Genomic DNA, 14577 nt, shown 5'->3' with positions numbered 1-14577 from the left:
TGGCGGGGACCGGGAAAACCCCTGGCCCGGGCCCTCGTCCACGGGCTACGGTGCGACGGTGGACATCACCCGTACCCGCTGGCGCAGCCCCGCCCTGGCCCGGGCGGTGGCGGACATCGCCGCCGAGGCCGACCGGGCCTGGGCCCGCACCCTCGCCGAGTGGCACACCGACCCGGGCACCCCGGCCGAGCGCGACCTGGCCGGGCTGGTCGCCGAGGCCCCGGACCGGTTCGAGTGGCGGGTCGTGGACGCCGCCCTGGACCTGCTCACCTGCCCCGACTGCGCCGCACCCCTGGGGTCGGGGGAGCGCGGCTGCGCCCCCTGCGACCTGGCCGACGGCAACCGCTACGCCGCCCGCGAGATCGACCGGCCGAACGTTCCGCCGCGCAACGAGCACGCGGTCCGGGTGGCCTGGTCGGTGGCCCGCCACCCGCACCGGTACCCGCCGCGCGCGGTGTGCGGGATGGAGCTCGCCCTGCCCGAGGTGTACGCGGGCCGCATGCCCTCCACCGCCCGGGCGCAGGCCCACCGCCGCCTCATCGACAAGCTCACCGACGCCGAGGTCGAGCGGGTGGCCTCCCTCGACGAGCTCATCCGCCTCACCGCCTCCCGGTGAGCGGCCACCGCTACGGCGCCTCACCGGTCCGCGTCCTGCCGGTCGAGGAGGTCTCTTCCGGGAGCGCACCGGGATGTCCGTGGGCGCGGCGCGGCCCCTCCTGCACGCACCCGCGCGACCCCGGCCCCCCGCGGCCCGTGGCCGGCGTACCGGACACACGGCCCCGCCGCGCCAGGCCGTGTTCTTTTGAACCTCCGCTCCGCTTCGGTTCGCGTTCGGCGCCCCCGGAAGGCGGGAACCCCCGGCCCCACGGGAACGCCCCCGTTCCCCGGACATCCCCTCCGGGCCTGCAGAACCCCGCCGGCGCCTCACACACCCCCGCGGAACAGGACGGCACTCGAAAAACAGACCCTAGATCGTTGATGGGAAACCTCTGAAACGCCTGCGGGCACGGCGAAGGGCGTCAAGAATCGGTGTGTGAAGACTGACCTTGACGCCCTTCTGACAGCACTCTACGTCCATCTGGACGACGACGTGATCCCTTCCGCGAAACACCGCACCGGCCCCGGGCGCCCGCCCCTGCTCACCGACGCCGAACTCCTCTGCGTCGCCGTCGCCCAGGTACTCCTGCGCTGCGACGACCAACGCCGCTGGCTGCGCCTGGCCCCCAAGCTCATCGGCCATCTCTTCGGCCGCCTGCCCGGCCAGTCCGAGTACACCGGGCACCTGATGCGCCTGGCCCCGGTCATGTTCACCGCCATCGGCTGGCTGGCCCGCCACACCCCCACCTGGTGGGACAACCTCCGGTTGATGGACGGCACCCCCGTCCCGTGCGGGGCCTCGCGCACCACCGTGCACCGCTCCGGTCTGGGCGAGGTGTACGGATACGGGCGCGATGCCTCCCACCACCGGTTCTACTGGGGGTCCAAGCTGATGCTGATCACCACCACCGACGGGACGGTGGTGTCCTTCTCCCTGGCCAACCCCAAGGAGCTGGACGAGCGCAAGCAGGCCCTGCACCTGGTCGCCCACCAGGCGACCGGCCCCACCCCCACTCCCGAGGTGAAGGAAGAGGGCGGGGGTGGGGGTGGGCCGGTGGTGGTGGTCTGCGACAAGGGGTTCGCCGGGGCCGGGATCGAGAGGGCCATGGCCGGGGCCGGCCATGTGCTGGTGCGGCCGGCCCGCAAGGACGAGCCGGCCCGCCCGTTCCCGGGGTGGTTGCGCCAGCGGGTGGAGGCGATCATCTGGACGTTGAAGAACCAGCTCGGTCTGGAGCGGCACGGGGCTCGCACCGCTGAGGGGTTGTGGGCCAGGGTGTGCCAGCGCATCCTGGCGCTGAACGCGGCGATCTGGCACAACTGGTTGGTGGGTGCCCCGGTCAAGCGGTCGCTGATCGCTTACGACCACTGACCAGGACACATTTTCCCATCAACGATCTAGGCCTCTGAGGTGAGGTCGTCCTCCACGAGCAGGCGCTCGGCGGTCGTACGGTAGCCCAGCAACCGGTTGACCTCGCGCATCGCGCTGTTCTCCCGGTTCAGGGTCACCGCCATCGCCTGCACGTGCGGGAAGTTCTCGTGCACCCGCAGCGTCTGGGTGGCCTTGACCCGGCTGGCCAGCCCGCGCCGCCGGTGGGCGGGCAGCACGGCGGTGTCGTGCTGGTCGGCGACCGGGCCCCGGCTCACCGTGCACACCGTGGCCGCCACCACCTGGTCGGAGGTGCGGTCGATGACCGCGCCCACCAGCAGGCGCGAACCGTCGTCGGTCATCCGCCGCTCCCAGGCGCGCACGTCGTCGGGCCCCCACCGGCGCGGCTCCTCCTGGAAGACGGCGCCGGGGGCGTCCAGCAGGTGGTCCATCACCCGCCCGAACGACACCAGCAGCGGCGCGGGCGCCGACCCCACCCAGTGGGTGATCCGGTACCCGCGCCGGGGTGAGGACGCCAGCCGCCAGCAGAGCCGGAGGGTCTCCTCGTCGAAGGTCTGCACCTGCAGCTCCAGGTGCAGCAGGGTGCGCAGGTGCGGGCTGGTGCGCGCGAACGCCTCCCCGGCGCGTCCGGCCAGGACGGTGCTCTGCAACCGGGTCATGCCCTCGGCCCGCGCCTGTTCGGCGGCCGCGGAGCGCAGCCGGGCGCCCAGGCCGTTGCGGCGCGCGGGCGCGTCCACGAACAGGCGCAGGAACCCGATGCCCTCGTCGTGGGGCTGGCGCCGCAGCTCGGCGGTGCCCACGATCGGCCCCTGCCCGCTCAGCCGGCCCGCCCACCGCCAGGCCCGGCCGCCGTGCCCCCGCCCCAGCCGCTCGGCCAGCTCCTCGGCCTCGGGGGAGCTGCCGGACAGTTCGCGTCGCCCCGCCACGTGGACCGCGCTCCAGGCCGCCAGGTCGGCGGGGGCGGCCGTGACGGGATCGAAGACCTCCACCACAGGACTCACACGTCCACCGTTTCACACCGGCCCCACTCCTGTCCCGGACGGACGCCGGGTCAGCGCAGCAGTCGCAGCCGTTTGGTGAGCCGGTTGACCTCTCCCCGCGCCCCCATGAGGGCCAGGCCCGTGTACTCCACCTCCTCCGGCGCGGTGTCGGCGAGGGCCTCCAGGTAGGCGACGTAGTCGCGTGAGCAGCGCGCCACCTCGTTGAACCCGACCACCAGCAGCCCCCGGTCCTCGGCCTCCTCCTTGATCTCGCGCAGCGTCTCCCCGTCGGCCGTCAGGGTGGGGACCGGGTGCGGGTTGAGGCCGGCGTGCACCCGCCCGCCCGCATCCTTGCCGTCGGCCGCCACCGAGTGCTCCAGCCTGCCGCCCAGCGCGAGCCCGAGCACCGCGCCCGCGTTGGCCGCCTGCCCGGGCGGCAGGTCCTCGTGCAGCACGACGACGATCTTGTCGGCCATTGCCATGGTCCGCCTCGCTTCCGTATTCCGTTCATTCGAATGGTGTGCCTGCCTCACGCTAGACAACAGAGCGGGAGTAATGGTCGAATGCCGAACATCATTCGAAACGAGGAGCGGGAGACGATCCGTGGACGAACTTGATTCGGCGATCGTGCGCGAACTCCAGCGCGATGCACGGCAGACGAACCGGGCGCTGGCCGCCCGGCTGGGGGTGGCGCCCTCCACCTGCCTGGAGCGGGTGCGCCTGCTGCAGCGCCGCGGGGTCATCCGCGGCTACCACGCCGACATCGACCCGGACGCGCTGGGCCGACGGGTGCAGGCCTTCGTGTCGGTGCAGCTGCGCCCGCCCAGCCGCCGGGCCATCGAGGGCTTCAAAGCCGCGATGCACGCCCTGCCGGAGGTGTCGGCGGTGTACGTGGTCGCGGGGGAGCACGACTTCCTGGTGCACGTGTCGGCGCCGTCGCTGGACGCGCTGCACTCCTTCCTCATCGACCGGCTCACCGAGCGCCGTGAGGTGGCGGGCTTTCGCAGCCAGATCATCTACGACAGCGTCCTGAAGACGGTGGCCGAGCCTCTGGAGCCCGGAGCGGGCTGAGCCGGCCGGAAAAAGGGGGTGCGGGGGGCGCCCGGGGGCGGGCAGGGTGGGACCACCCACGACAAGGAGTTCCGTTGAGCGACCTCGCCGAGCGGGCCATGGAGCGCTGGGCCGCCGTGGCCGGCCCCCGCGGCACCCCGGTCCCCCTCACCCCGCCGCTGACGGTGGCCGCCGTCGAGGGATCGGGGCTGTGCCCGGACGGCTGGTGCGGCATCGTCCGCCTGGGGGAGGCCACGCTGGCGACCGCCCCCGACGCCCGCGCCGCAGACGCTCTGCGCTCCGCGCTGGCCACCCTGGCCCCGAAGGAGCACACCGACCCCGAAGCCGTGGGCCGCGCCCTGGAGCGCACCGGGGCGCTCGCCGTGGCGGAGGTGCTGGGTCCGGCCTCGCTGGCCTACGTGGACGCCGCCGCCCTGAGGGAGGCCGCCGACGAGGGCGTGCCGGTGGCCACCATCGACCCCGGCGACGCACGCCTGGCCGCCCTGCTGGACCGGACGGGCTCCGAAGAGGCCGGGGAGAGCGGTCTGGCGGACATGGACGCTCCCGTGTCGGCCGTCGAGGAGGGCGGCCGCGTGGTGGCCGCCGCCGGGTACGGCCGCTGGGCCGAGGACACGGCCCACCTGGGCGTGCTCACCGACCCCGGGCTGCGCGGTCGCGGCCTGGCCCGGTTCGTGGCCTCGGCGGCCACCGCACGGGCCCTGGGGGAGGGGCTGCTCCCGCAGTGGCGGGCCCGCCCGTCGCGGTCGAAGGCGGTGGCCGCCGGGCTGGGCTACCGCTTCCTGGGCGCCCAGCTCAGTGTCCGCCTGCACCCGCGCCTCCCCTGAGACCGGCGGAACCGGGAAGGAACCGGGGAGGAACCGGGCGCGTCCCAGGAGGGAACCCGCACCGTGGAGGTCCGCATGACCGCGAAGAACGCCGCCTTCTCCCTGCCGCTCGCCGTGGCCTTCGCCATCGTCTTCGGCATGCTCTTCGACAGCATCGCCCTGGGGATCGCCCTGGGCGTGGCGATGGGCCTGGCCTTCGGTGCGGCCTCCTCGCGTACCCGGGGCTCCGGCTCCTGAGTCCCCGCGTTCCGCCCCCGGCGGCGCACCCGCCATGATGTCGGTATGGACACCCCTCGGTGCATCGACGCCCCGACCCCCGGGGGCCGCCTGCCGTCCTGGTTCCGCGAAGGCCACGGCGCGCCAGCCGCCACGCCCACCGCCCACCGCCGGGCCACGGCCCTGAGCCCGCCGGTCGCGGCCGTGGCCCGCGGGGACGCCGGAGCCGTCCTGCGCGCCCCCGCCGCAGACCTCTACCTCATACTGTGGAACCGCGCCGAGCCCGGCCCCGGGGTGTTCTCCGGCGACGGGCGCGCGCTGTCGCTGTGGCGGGAGTCCGCCCAGGTCCGCTGGAAGCGGTGAAAGAGGTGTCGAAGGCCACACCCGATCCTTCGATGCCACCGCTCACCTGCGCTGACAGGGGTTCTCACCGCGGCCGCGGCCCGCGGGTGAGCCCACTGTTTCCCCTGTGTTACGGCCCGACATGTCCAGGCAACGCGGCCTTCCTACCTTCGGTAACGTCAGCCGCCACCGAACAGGAAGGCCCGGTCGTGACCCCCGAGACAGGCCGCCGCGCACCGCGCACGGGCAAGAGCTGGATCTCCCACTGGGACCCCGAGGACGAGACCTTCTGGAACGGCCGGGGCCGTACCGTGGCCCGCCGCAACCTGTGGGCCTCCATCCTCTCCGAGCACATCGGCTTCTCCGTCTGGAGCCTCTGGTCGGTGCTCGTGCTGTTCATGATCCCGGAGAACGGGTTCGCCGCCACCCCGGAGCAGAAGTTCCTCCTGCTGTCGGTGGTGACCCTGGTCGGCGCCGTCCTGCGCGTCCCCTACACCCTGGCCGTCCCGGCCTTCGGCGGGCGCAACTGGACCCTGGTGTCCACCGCGCTGCTGCTCATCCCGACGGCCGCCGCCTTCTTCCTCATCCGCAGCCCCGACACCCCGTTCTGGCTGCTCGTGCTGCTGGCCGCCACCGCCGGCCTGGGCGGCGGCAACTTCTCCTCCTCCATGGCCAACATCAACGCCTACTTCCCCGAGAAGGAGAAGGGGTGGGCGCTGGGCCTCAACGCCGGGGGCGGCAACATCGGCGTCGCCACCGTCCAGCTCGTGGGCCTGGCCGTCATCGCCCTGTTCACCGCCTCCGCCGGGTACCTGGTGCCGCTGTTCTACGTGCCGCTGATCCTGCTGGCCCTGGTGTGGTCGTGGCGGTCCATGAACAACCTCACCCAGGTGCGCAGCGACGTGCGCGGCCAGCTGGCCGCCACCGGCGACCGCCACTTCTGGATCATGTCGCTGCTGTACATCGGCACGTTCGGTTCGTTCATCGGCACCGGGTTCGCGTTCGGGCTGCTGCTGCAGTCCCAGTTCGGGCTGGCCCCGGTGCAGGCCGCGGGCGTGGCGGTGCTGGGTCCGATCATCGGTTCGCTGATCCGCCCGGTGGGCGGCCGACTGGCCGACACCCTGGGCGGCGCCCGCGTCACCCTGTGGGTGTTCTGCGCGATGGCGGTGTGCGCCGGGGTCCTGGTCCTGGCCGTGCAGGCCGCCCAGCTGGCCCTGTTCATCGGCGCGTTCGCGGTGATGTTCACCCTCACCGGCCTGGGCAACGGGTCCACCTACAAGATGATCCCGTCCATCTACGCGGCCAAGGCCGAGGACGCCATCGCCGCCGGCGAGCCCCGCGAGGAGGCGCTGGCCCGCACCAAGCGGATCTCCTCCTCCATGCTGGGCCTGATCGGGGCGGTCGGCGCCCTGGGCGGGGTCGGCATCAACGTGGGCTTTCGCGAGTCGTTCGCGGCGTTCGGCACCACCGCCCCCGCGTTCGCCGCGTTCGGCCTGTTCTACCTGCTGTGCGCGGTCGTCACCCGGGTCGTGTACCTGCGCCGCCCCCGCACCGCCGCCACCGACACCACCCGCACCGCCGACGCCGTGGAGCCCGCTCAGCGATGACCACCACCCACTGCCCCTACTGCGCGCTGCAGTGCGCCATGCACCTGGAGACCGGACCGGACGGCCGTCCCGCCGCCCGCCCGGCCCCCTTCCCCACCAACCGTGGCGGGCTGTGCCGCAAGGGGTGGACCTCCGCCGAGGTCCTGGGGGTCCCCGACCGCCTCACCCGCCCCCTGCTGCGCAAGGACCGCGGCGGGGGGTTCACCGAGGTCGACTGGGACACCGCCCTGGACCACATCGCCGAGCGCCTGCTGGCGCTGCGCGCCGAGCACGGCCCCGACGCCGTGGCCGTGTTCGGCAGCGGGGGGCTGACCAACGAGAAGTCCTACACCCTGGGCAAGTTCGCCCGCCTGGCCCTGGGGACCTCCCAGATCGACTACAACGGCCGGTTCTGCATGTCCTCGGCGGCCGCCGCCGGGAACCGGGCGTTCGGCCTGGACCGCGGGATGCCGTTCCCGCTCACCGACGTCGGCGCCGCCGAGGTCGTCCTGCTGGCGGGCGCCAACCCGGCCGAGACCATGCCGCCGATGATGGGCCATCTGTCGGCGCCGCGCCTGATCGTCGTGGACCCGCGCCGTTCGGCCACCGCCCGGGTGGCCCTGGACAACGGCGGCCTGCACCTGGCCCCGCGCCCGGGCACCGACCTGGCGCTGGCCCTGGGGCTGCTGCACCTGGCCGGGGTGCGCGGCTGGATCGACCGCGACTACCTGGACGGGCGCACCACCGGGTTCGACGACGCGTGGGCGCACGCCGCCGCCTGGTGGCCCGAGCGCACCGAACAGGTCACCGGGGTGCCCGCCGCGCACCTGCGCGAGGCCGCCGACGTGCTGGGCGCCGCCGCCCGCGCCGGCTCCGCCTACATCCTCACCGGCCGCGGCAGCGAACAGCACGCCAAGGGCACCGACACCGTGACCGCCTGGATCAACCTGGCCCTGGCCCTGGGCCTGCCCGGCCGCCGGGGGTCGGGGTACGGGTGCATCACCGGCCAGGGCAACGGCCAGGGCGGGCGCGAGCACGGCCAGAAGGCCGACCAGCTGCCCGGCTACCGCCGCATCGACGACCCCGCCGCCCGCGCCGACGTGGCCGCCGTGTGGGGGGTGGACCCCGCCTCCCTTCCCGGGCCGGGCCTCTCCGCGTTCGAGCTGCTGGACTCCCTGGGGGAGGGCGGCGGGGCCCGCGCCCTGCTGCTGTTCGGCTCCAACCCGGTGGTGTCGGCCCCCGACAGCGCCCGGGTCCGCTCCCGGCTGGGCTCCCTGGACCTGCTGGTCACCGCCGACTTCGTGCTCTCGGAGACCGCCGCCCTGGGCGACGTGGTGCTGCCGGTCGCCCAGTGGGCGGAGGAGTCGGGCACCATGACCAACCTGGAGGGCCGGGTTCTGCGCCGCAGCCGCGCCTTCGCCCCGCCCGAGGGGGTGCGCACCGACCTGGAGGTGCTGGCGGGGCTGGCGGTGCGGCTGGGCCAGCCCGCCGACCGGTTCCCCACCGACCCCGACACCGTGCTGGCCGAACTGGGGCGGGCCACCGCCGGGGCCCCGGCCGACTACTCCGGGGTCACCCCCGAGCGGCTGGCCGCCGGAGAGGCCCTGTACTGGCCGGTGCGGGCCGGTGCCGAACCCACCCCGCGCCTGTTCCTGGACTCCTTCGCCCATCCCGACGGGCGGGCCCGTATGGTCGCGGTCGCCCACCGCCCGCCCGCGGAGGCCGCCGACGAGGCCTACCCGCTCATCGCCACCACCGGGCGGCTGATGGGCCACTACCAGTCCGGAGCCCAGACCCGCCGGGTGCCGGAGCTGGCCGCGGCCGAACCGGAGGTGTACGTGGAGGTCCACCCCGACACCGCGGCCCGCGCCGGCCTGGGCGAGGGGGACCCGGCGCTGGTCACCTCCCGCCGGGGCACCACCCGTGCCCGGGTGCGCCTGGAGCCCACCGCCCGCCGCGACACCCTCTTCCTGCCCTTCCACTACGCCGGGGAGCAGGCCGCCAACAACCTCACCAACCCGGCCCTGGACCCGGTCAGCCGCATGCCCGAGTTCAAGGTGAGCACCGTGCGCCTGGAGCCCGCCCCGCTGGAGCGGGCCGCGCCGGAATCCGCCCCATGACCCCGCAGGCCCCGAGCACGCGCGGCGTACGCCCCGTGCCCGTCCCCGCCCGGCCGACGCCGTCCGGCGCGACACCCCACCCCGTAGGAGGCAGCAGTTGAACACCGTGCAGGGTGCACGCCGGATCGTGGTCGTCGGCAACGGAATGGTCGGCGCCCGCTTCGCCGAGGAGGTCGCCCGCCTGGACCCGGCGGGCGAACGCGTCGACGTGACCGTGGTGGGGGCCGAACACCACCCCGCCTACAACCGGGTCCTGCTGTCGGGCCTGGTGGCGGGCGAGTACACCGCCGAGCAGATCCGGCTGCCCGTCCCGGACACCCCGGGCGTCACCGTGCGCACCGGTCTGTCCGCCGTCTCCCTGGACGCCGCGGCGCGCACGGTCGCACTGGACGACGGCACCTCCCTGGAGTACGACGAGCTGGTCCTGGCCACCGGGGCCCGCGCCGCGTTCCCGCCCGTCACCGGGGTCTCGGCCCCGGACGGCGCCCCGGGGGAGGGCGTGTGCGCGCTGCGCGACCTGGACGACTGCCGCCGCCTGCTGGCGCTGGTGCGCCCGGGCGCACCCGTCGTGGTGCTGGGCGGCGGCGTCCTGGGCCTGGAGGCCGCCCGCGGCCTGCAGAGCCGCGGTGCCCGGGTGTCGGTGGTGGAGTCCTCGCCGTGGATCATGCGCCGCCAGATCGACCGGGCGGCCGCCGACATCCTGCGTCGCCGCTACGACGCCCTGGGCATCAGGGTGCACTCCTGGCGGGTGGCCTCGCGGTGGATCCCCGGCACCGGCCTGGAGCTGGACGACGGCCGGGTGCTGCCGGGCGACGCCCTGGTGGTGACCGCGGGGGTGCGCGGCAACATCGAGCTGGCCAAGGACGCCGGGATCGAGGTGGAGCACGGGATCCTCGTGGACGACACCCTGGCCACCTCCGACGCGCGCGTGCACGCCATCGGCGACTGCGCCCAGCACCCCGGCGGGGGCGCGGGCCTGGTCCAGCCCGGCTGGGAGCAGGCGTCGGTGCTGGCCCGGCGGCTGACCGGGGCCGAACCGCAGGCGCAGTACGGCGGGGCGCGGCCGGTGACCCGCCTCAAGGCCGAGGGGATCGAGCTGACCGCGTTCGGCGAGGTGCACACCGACGAGAAGGACGGCGAGGACCTGGAGATGCTCACCGTCAGCGACCCGCACGGGGGCCGCTACGCCAAGCTGGTGGTGCGCGCCGAGAGGCTGGTGGGGGCGGTGCTGCTGGGGTTCCCGGAGGCGGCCGCGGTGCTGTCGCAGCTGCACGACTCCGGCGCCCCGGTGCCCGCCGACCGGCTGGCCCTGCTCCAGGGCACCCTGCCCGCCGCGGCCGCCGATGAGGAGGGGTCGGGAGGCAAGGGCTCGCCGCTGGTGTGCCGGTGCAACGCCGTCACCCGCGACGACCTGGAGCAGGCCTGGCTGGACGGGGCGCGCACCCGCGAGTCGATCGCCGCCGCCACCCGGGCGACCACGGGCTGCGGCGGGTGCGTGCGCGACGTCAACGCCCTGCTGTCGGGGTGGGACACCAAGGCCCCGGTGAGCTGAGGCGGCCGCCGCCCGCCGCGGCCCTCTCCGGGGCGGTCGGGCGGGGGTCCCCGCGGTCCTGCCCTGTTCGGGGTGCCTCCGGTGCGGGGGCACCCCCGGCAGGTGTGCGTCGGACCGGATACGGCGGGTGACCCGGACAGACCGACCGGCCCCGCGAAGGCGAGCCGGTCGGCACCGGCCGACCGGTGGGGCGGATCCGCCGGGGGAGTCGCGCCCGGCCCGGGTCAGCCGGCGGCCGAGGCCAGGGCCGTGCACAGCAGGGCCGCGGTCGAGGCCAGAGCCCGCAGGTGGTTCCAGCGCACCCACACCGGCTCGAAGTCGCCGCGCACCGCCGCCGGGTCGGCCAGCCGCGCCGCCGTCCCGGCCCGCTCCAGGGTGTTGTTGCGCGGCACGTTCACCGCGAACGTCACCGCCAGCACCGCCACCAGCAGCACCAGCGCCGCCCCCGCCCACCAGGCCCCGGCGGTGTCCCCCGCCGCCCAGTGCAGCAGTGTCGAGCCCAGCAGCACCACCGGGGCGCCGATGAACACCACCGCGAACAACGGATTGAGGATGGCGACGTTGATGCGCTGCATCGCCTCGATCATGACGCGGTCGTCGGCCCGGCCGAGGCCCGGCATCACCGCGACCGAGAAAGCGAAGAACAGGCCCGCGAACAATCCCGTCAACACCACGGACAGCACCGGCACCACCGTGTACACCATGTCCGCCATCAGCCGGCCACCTCATGCTCTTTTTTCGCGAAGCTCGCAGTACCTGGGCGGATTGTACGCCCGTGAGCACCACCGCGGCCATGTCCTCAAAGCCTGTAAGAACCGGGAGAACCGCCCGCGCCCCCGCCTCGGAGACACCTTTCTTCGCGGTTACACGAATATGACCACGGAATGTCACCGATATCCCCCCTTTTCCGGAGGGCCGAGTCACTATACCGTCGGGTAATGTGCTCCTCCCCGCTCGTGGGGCGCGAGCGGGAACGACGGCTACTGCGCACGGCGGCCACCCCCGGGACCGTCACCCTCCTGGCGGGTGCCGCCGGAACCGGCAAGACCCGCCTGGTCCGTGAACTGCACGACCTGCCCGGGACCGCGGTCCTGACCGGCCACTGCCCGCCGGGCGCCGAACCGTTCCCCTTCGCGCCGCTCATCGAAGCCCTGCGCCGGGCCCCCCTCCCCGACCGACTCAACCCCCTGTGCGGAGCCCTGCGCCCCCTGCTCCCCGAACACGCCGACCGCCTCCCCCCGGCCCCGGAACCGGCCGCCGACCCCGCCTCCGGGCGGCACCGCCTCTACCGCGCCCTCACCGAACTCCTGGACGCCCTGGGCCCGGCGGTCCTGGTCCTGGAGGACGTCCACTGGGCCGACCAGGCCACCCGCGCCCTGCTCGCCTACCTCACCCCCCGCCTTCCCGCCCACCTGGCCCTGGTCCTCACCTACCGGCCCGAGGACCTGCCCCGCTCCTTCCCGGTGGCCGCACTGGCCGCCCGCACACCCCCCGGCACCGGCCACCACGAGCTCGCCCTGGGTCCCCTGGCACCCGGCGACCTGCTCGCCCTGGCCGAGCACGCCCTCCCCGGCTCCGCGCCCACCCCCGAGGACGCACACCGCCTGCACTCCTGGACCGCAGGCCTGCCCCTGGCAGCCGTGGAGACCCTGCACCACCTCGCCGCCCGCCGCGGCGACCCCGAGGCAGACCCCGACCCCGGACCGCCGGTACCCGAACGCCCGCCCGTGCCTCCCTCCCTGCGCGACTGGATCCTGGACCGCCTGCACACCCTGGACGGCGACGCCCGCCGCCTGGTCCGCGCCGCCTGCGTGCTGGCCGAACCCGCCACCGAACCCCTGCTCGCCCACGTCGCCGAGCTCACCCCCGCCCGCGCGGACAAGGCCCTGTCCCGCGCCTGCCGCAGCGGCCTGCTCACCCCCACCGCACCGGCCACCCTGGCTCCCGCCACCCCGCTGCTCGCCCACGTCTGCCACGCCTCCCTGCCGCACGGCAAGCGCCGCCGACTGCACCGCGTCGCCCTGGCGGCCCTGGCCCGCCTGGCCGAACCGCCCCACGCCCGGCTGGCCCACCACGCCCGCGAGGCGGGGCTGCTCGACGAATGGACCGACCACGCCGAACGCGCCGCCGACCAGGCCCTGGAGCAGGGCGAGGACTGCGCCGCCGTCACCCTGCTGCGCGACGCCCTGACCCGCCCCGACCTCACCTCCCGGCGCCGCCGCGACCTGGCCCTCAAACTCGGCCGGGCCGCCCTGACCGGCATCTCCGCCGAGCACACCATCGCCCAGCTCCGCGACGTCCTGGCCACCACCGGCCTGCCCACCGCCGAACGCGGCGAGCTGCGCATGGAACTGGGCCTGCTCCTGCTCAACCAGGCCGCCCAGAACCGCACCGCGCGCGGCGAACTGGTCCGCGCCGCCGCCGAACTCGCCGAACGCCCCGACCTGGCCGCCCGGGCCATGTGCGCGCTGGCCGTACCCCGCAGCACCCCCGACCCCGTCGACACCCACCGCCGCTGGATGGAGCAGGCCCTGGCCGCCGCCCACCGCAGCCACGACACCACCGTCGCCCACACCGTCGCCGTCAACCACGCCACCCTGCTCGCCCAGATCGGCGACCCGGCCGCCTGGAAGGTCGAGCTGCCCGACCCGGGCACCCACGGCACCCCGCCGACCCCCGACTCCCTGGCCCGCCGCCGCGAGTTCGCCCGGGGCTCGCTCAACCTCGCCGACGCCGCCGTCATGCTCGGCCACTACGAGCGCGCCGACCGCCACCTCGATGACGCCGCCGCCTGGTCGGGTGCCGACGACGCCCCCTACATCCACGAGAGCGTGCGGGCCCTGCGCCTGACCCTGGACTGGACGCGCGGCCGCTGGCAGGGCCTGGCCGAGGAGGTCGACCTCCACCGGGAATCGCCCCGCCTGGCCCACCTGCACTCGGTCACCGCCGAACTCGGCCTGCTGCGTGCCGCCCTGGCCCTGGCGCAGGGCGATCCGCTCCTGGCGCGCACACTGCTGGCCCGCATCCGCCCCGGCGCCGCGGAGGGGTCCCCGCAGGCCGAAGCGCCCGCGTCCGCCGACCGGGCGGCCCGGCCCGAGTACACCGTGCCGGTGCGGGCCTTCGCCGCCGGTCTCCTGGCGCGCACTGCCATCGCCCAGGGCGACCCCGTCAGCGCCTGGGAGCACGTGGAGGACCTGGTCTCCCTCATCGCGGCCAAGGGCATCTGGGTGTGGGCCGCCGACCTGGTCCCCGGGATGGAGGCTCTGCCGGAGTGCGGGCGCGCCGCCGTCGCCCGCGACCTGTGCACCCGTCTGCGCGCGGGGCTGCGCGGCACCGACGCCCCGGCCGCCGCCACCGCACTGCTGCGCCTGGAGGCCGCCCTGGCCCGCCACCACGGCCGCCGCGACAGGGCGCTGCTGCTGTACGCCGAGGCCGAGGACGCCTACCGCGCCATGCCCCGCCCCTACGACGCCGCCCAGGTCCGCGAGGCCTCCGCCCGCGTCCACTTCGCCTGCCCCCGCGGCGGAGGCGCCGACGCGGGCGTCACCGCCCTGCGCGCCGCCCTGGAGGAGTACGCGGAGCTGGGCGCCACCTGGGACGCGGCCCGGGTGCGCCGCCTGCTGCGCTCCCACGGCGTGAGCACCGCCGCCGCCCCGGGGCGGCCCCACCACGACCGCCGGCTCTCCCCGCGCGAGGGCGAGATCGCCGACCTGGCCGCACGCGGCCGCACCAACCGGGAGATCGCCGCCCTGCTGCACCTGTCGCCGCGTACTGTGGAGACGCACGTGGCCAACGTCCTGTCCAAGCTGGGGCTGCGGTCGCGCCGCGACCTGACCCCTCCCCCCGACTGAGAACCCCGCACCGTACGCCGCCCCCTCCCCGGCCCGCACCCCCGCGGGCCC

13 protein-coding genes are annotated in these 14577 nt (G+C 75.2%); 10 read left to right on the top strand and 3 right to left on the bottom strand.

Annotated elements, in window-relative coordinates:
- Positions 1-58: 58 nt before the first annotated feature.
- Complete coding sequence (locus ACSUPR_RS02575; protein ID WP_436889202.1) at positions 59-616, top strand: hypothetical protein; 558 nt, start codon at positions 59-61, stop codon at positions 614-616.
- Between the two features lie 417 nt (positions 617-1033).
- On the top strand, positions 1034-1966 hold the full coding sequence (locus ACSUPR_RS02570) for a transposase (RefSeq protein ID WP_436889200.1): 933 nt from the start codon (positions 1034-1036) through the stop codon (positions 1964-1966).
- Between the two features lie 26 nt (positions 1967-1992).
- Here ACSUPR_RS02570 and ACSUPR_RS02565 read toward each other — a convergent pair whose 3' ends face one another.
- Together ACSUPR_RS02565 and ACSUPR_RS02560 are read right to left on the bottom strand one after the other, a co-directional pair.
- Positions 1993-2985 (bottom strand): GNAT family N-acetyltransferase, encoded by a 993-nt coding sequence (locus ACSUPR_RS02565; protein WP_436889198.1) that lies wholly within the window; start codon positions 2983-2985, stop codon positions 1993-1995.
- Positions 2986-3035: 50 nt separating this feature from the next.
- On the bottom strand, positions 3036-3440 hold the full coding sequence (locus ACSUPR_RS02560) for a DUF2000 domain-containing protein (RefSeq protein WP_436889196.1): 405 nt from the start codon (positions 3438-3440) through the stop codon (positions 3036-3038).
- Positions 3441-3567: 127 nt separating this feature from the next.
- Between ACSUPR_RS02560 and ACSUPR_RS02555 the strand changes: the two genes are divergently transcribed.
- The 7 genes from ACSUPR_RS02555 to ACSUPR_RS02525 all read left to right on the top strand — a co-directional run bounded on the left by ACSUPR_RS02555 (position 3568) and on the right by ACSUPR_RS02525 (position 10675).
- Positions 3568-4035, top strand: coding sequence for an Lrp/AsnC family transcriptional regulator (locus tag ACSUPR_RS02555; protein ID WP_436889194.1), 468 nt, complete (start codon positions 3568-3570; stop codon positions 4033-4035).
- A 74-nt stretch (positions 4036-4109) separates the two neighbouring features.
- The gene (locus ACSUPR_RS02550; protein ID WP_436889192.1) at positions 4110-4859 is read left to right on the top strand and encodes a GNAT family N-acetyltransferase; all 750 of its coding nucleotides are present in this window, start codon (positions 4110-4112) and stop codon (positions 4857-4859) included.
- Between the two features lie 75 nt (positions 4860-4934).
- Positions 4935-5096 (top strand): hypothetical protein, encoded by a 162-nt coding sequence (locus tag ACSUPR_RS02545; RefSeq protein ID WP_436889190.1) that lies wholly within the window; start codon positions 4935-4937, stop codon positions 5094-5096.
- Positions 5097-5141: 45 nt separating this feature from the next.
- Positions 5142-5438: a hypothetical protein gene (locus ACSUPR_RS02540; RefSeq protein WP_436889189.1), complete on the top strand. Its 297-nt coding sequence runs from the start codon at positions 5142-5144 to the stop codon at positions 5436-5438.
- A 188-nt stretch (positions 5439-5626) separates the two neighbouring features.
- The gene (locus ACSUPR_RS02535; RefSeq protein WP_436889187.1) at positions 5627-7024 is read left to right on the top strand and encodes an MFS transporter; all 1398 of its coding nucleotides are present in this window, start codon (positions 5627-5629) and stop codon (positions 7022-7024) included.
- Complete coding sequence (locus ACSUPR_RS02530; protein ID WP_436889185.1) at positions 7021-9123, top strand: molybdopterin oxidoreductase family protein; 2103 nt, start codon at positions 7021-7023, stop codon at positions 9121-9123. Before ACSUPR_RS02535 ends, ACSUPR_RS02530 begins: the two co-directional genes overlap by 4 nt.
- 97 nt (positions 9124-9220) lie before the next feature.
- Complete coding sequence (locus tag ACSUPR_RS02525; RefSeq protein WP_436889183.1) at positions 9221-10675, top strand: FAD-dependent oxidoreductase; 1455 nt, start codon at positions 9221-9223, stop codon at positions 10673-10675.
- 224 nt (positions 10676-10899) lie between these two features.
- Here ACSUPR_RS02525 and ACSUPR_RS02520 read toward each other — a convergent pair whose 3' ends face one another.
- Positions 10900-11388 carry a DUF1772 domain-containing protein gene (locus ACSUPR_RS02520; protein ID WP_436889181.1) on the bottom strand — a complete coding sequence of 163 codons (489 nt, stop codon included), beginning with the start codon at positions 11386-11388 and terminating at the stop codon, positions 10900-10902.
- 225 nt (positions 11389-11613) lie between these two features.
- Here ACSUPR_RS02520 and ACSUPR_RS02515 point away from each other — a divergent pair, with 225 nt between their 5' ends.
- Positions 11614-14526 carry a helix-turn-helix transcriptional regulator gene (locus ACSUPR_RS02515; protein ID WP_436889179.1) on the top strand — a complete coding sequence of 971 codons (2913 nt, stop codon included), beginning with the start codon at positions 11614-11616 and terminating at the stop codon, positions 14524-14526.
- Positions 14527-14577 lie beyond the last annotated feature (51 nt).

This window comes from Nocardiopsis dassonvillei (assembly GCF_964273065.1).
Taxonomy (GTDB): Bacteria; Actinomycetota; Actinomycetes; order Streptosporangiales; family Streptosporangiaceae; genus Nocardiopsis; species Nocardiopsis dassonvillei_B.
The sequence above is the reverse complement of the archived record's forward strand: the minus strand, read 5'-3'. Positions and strand labels throughout refer to the sequence as shown.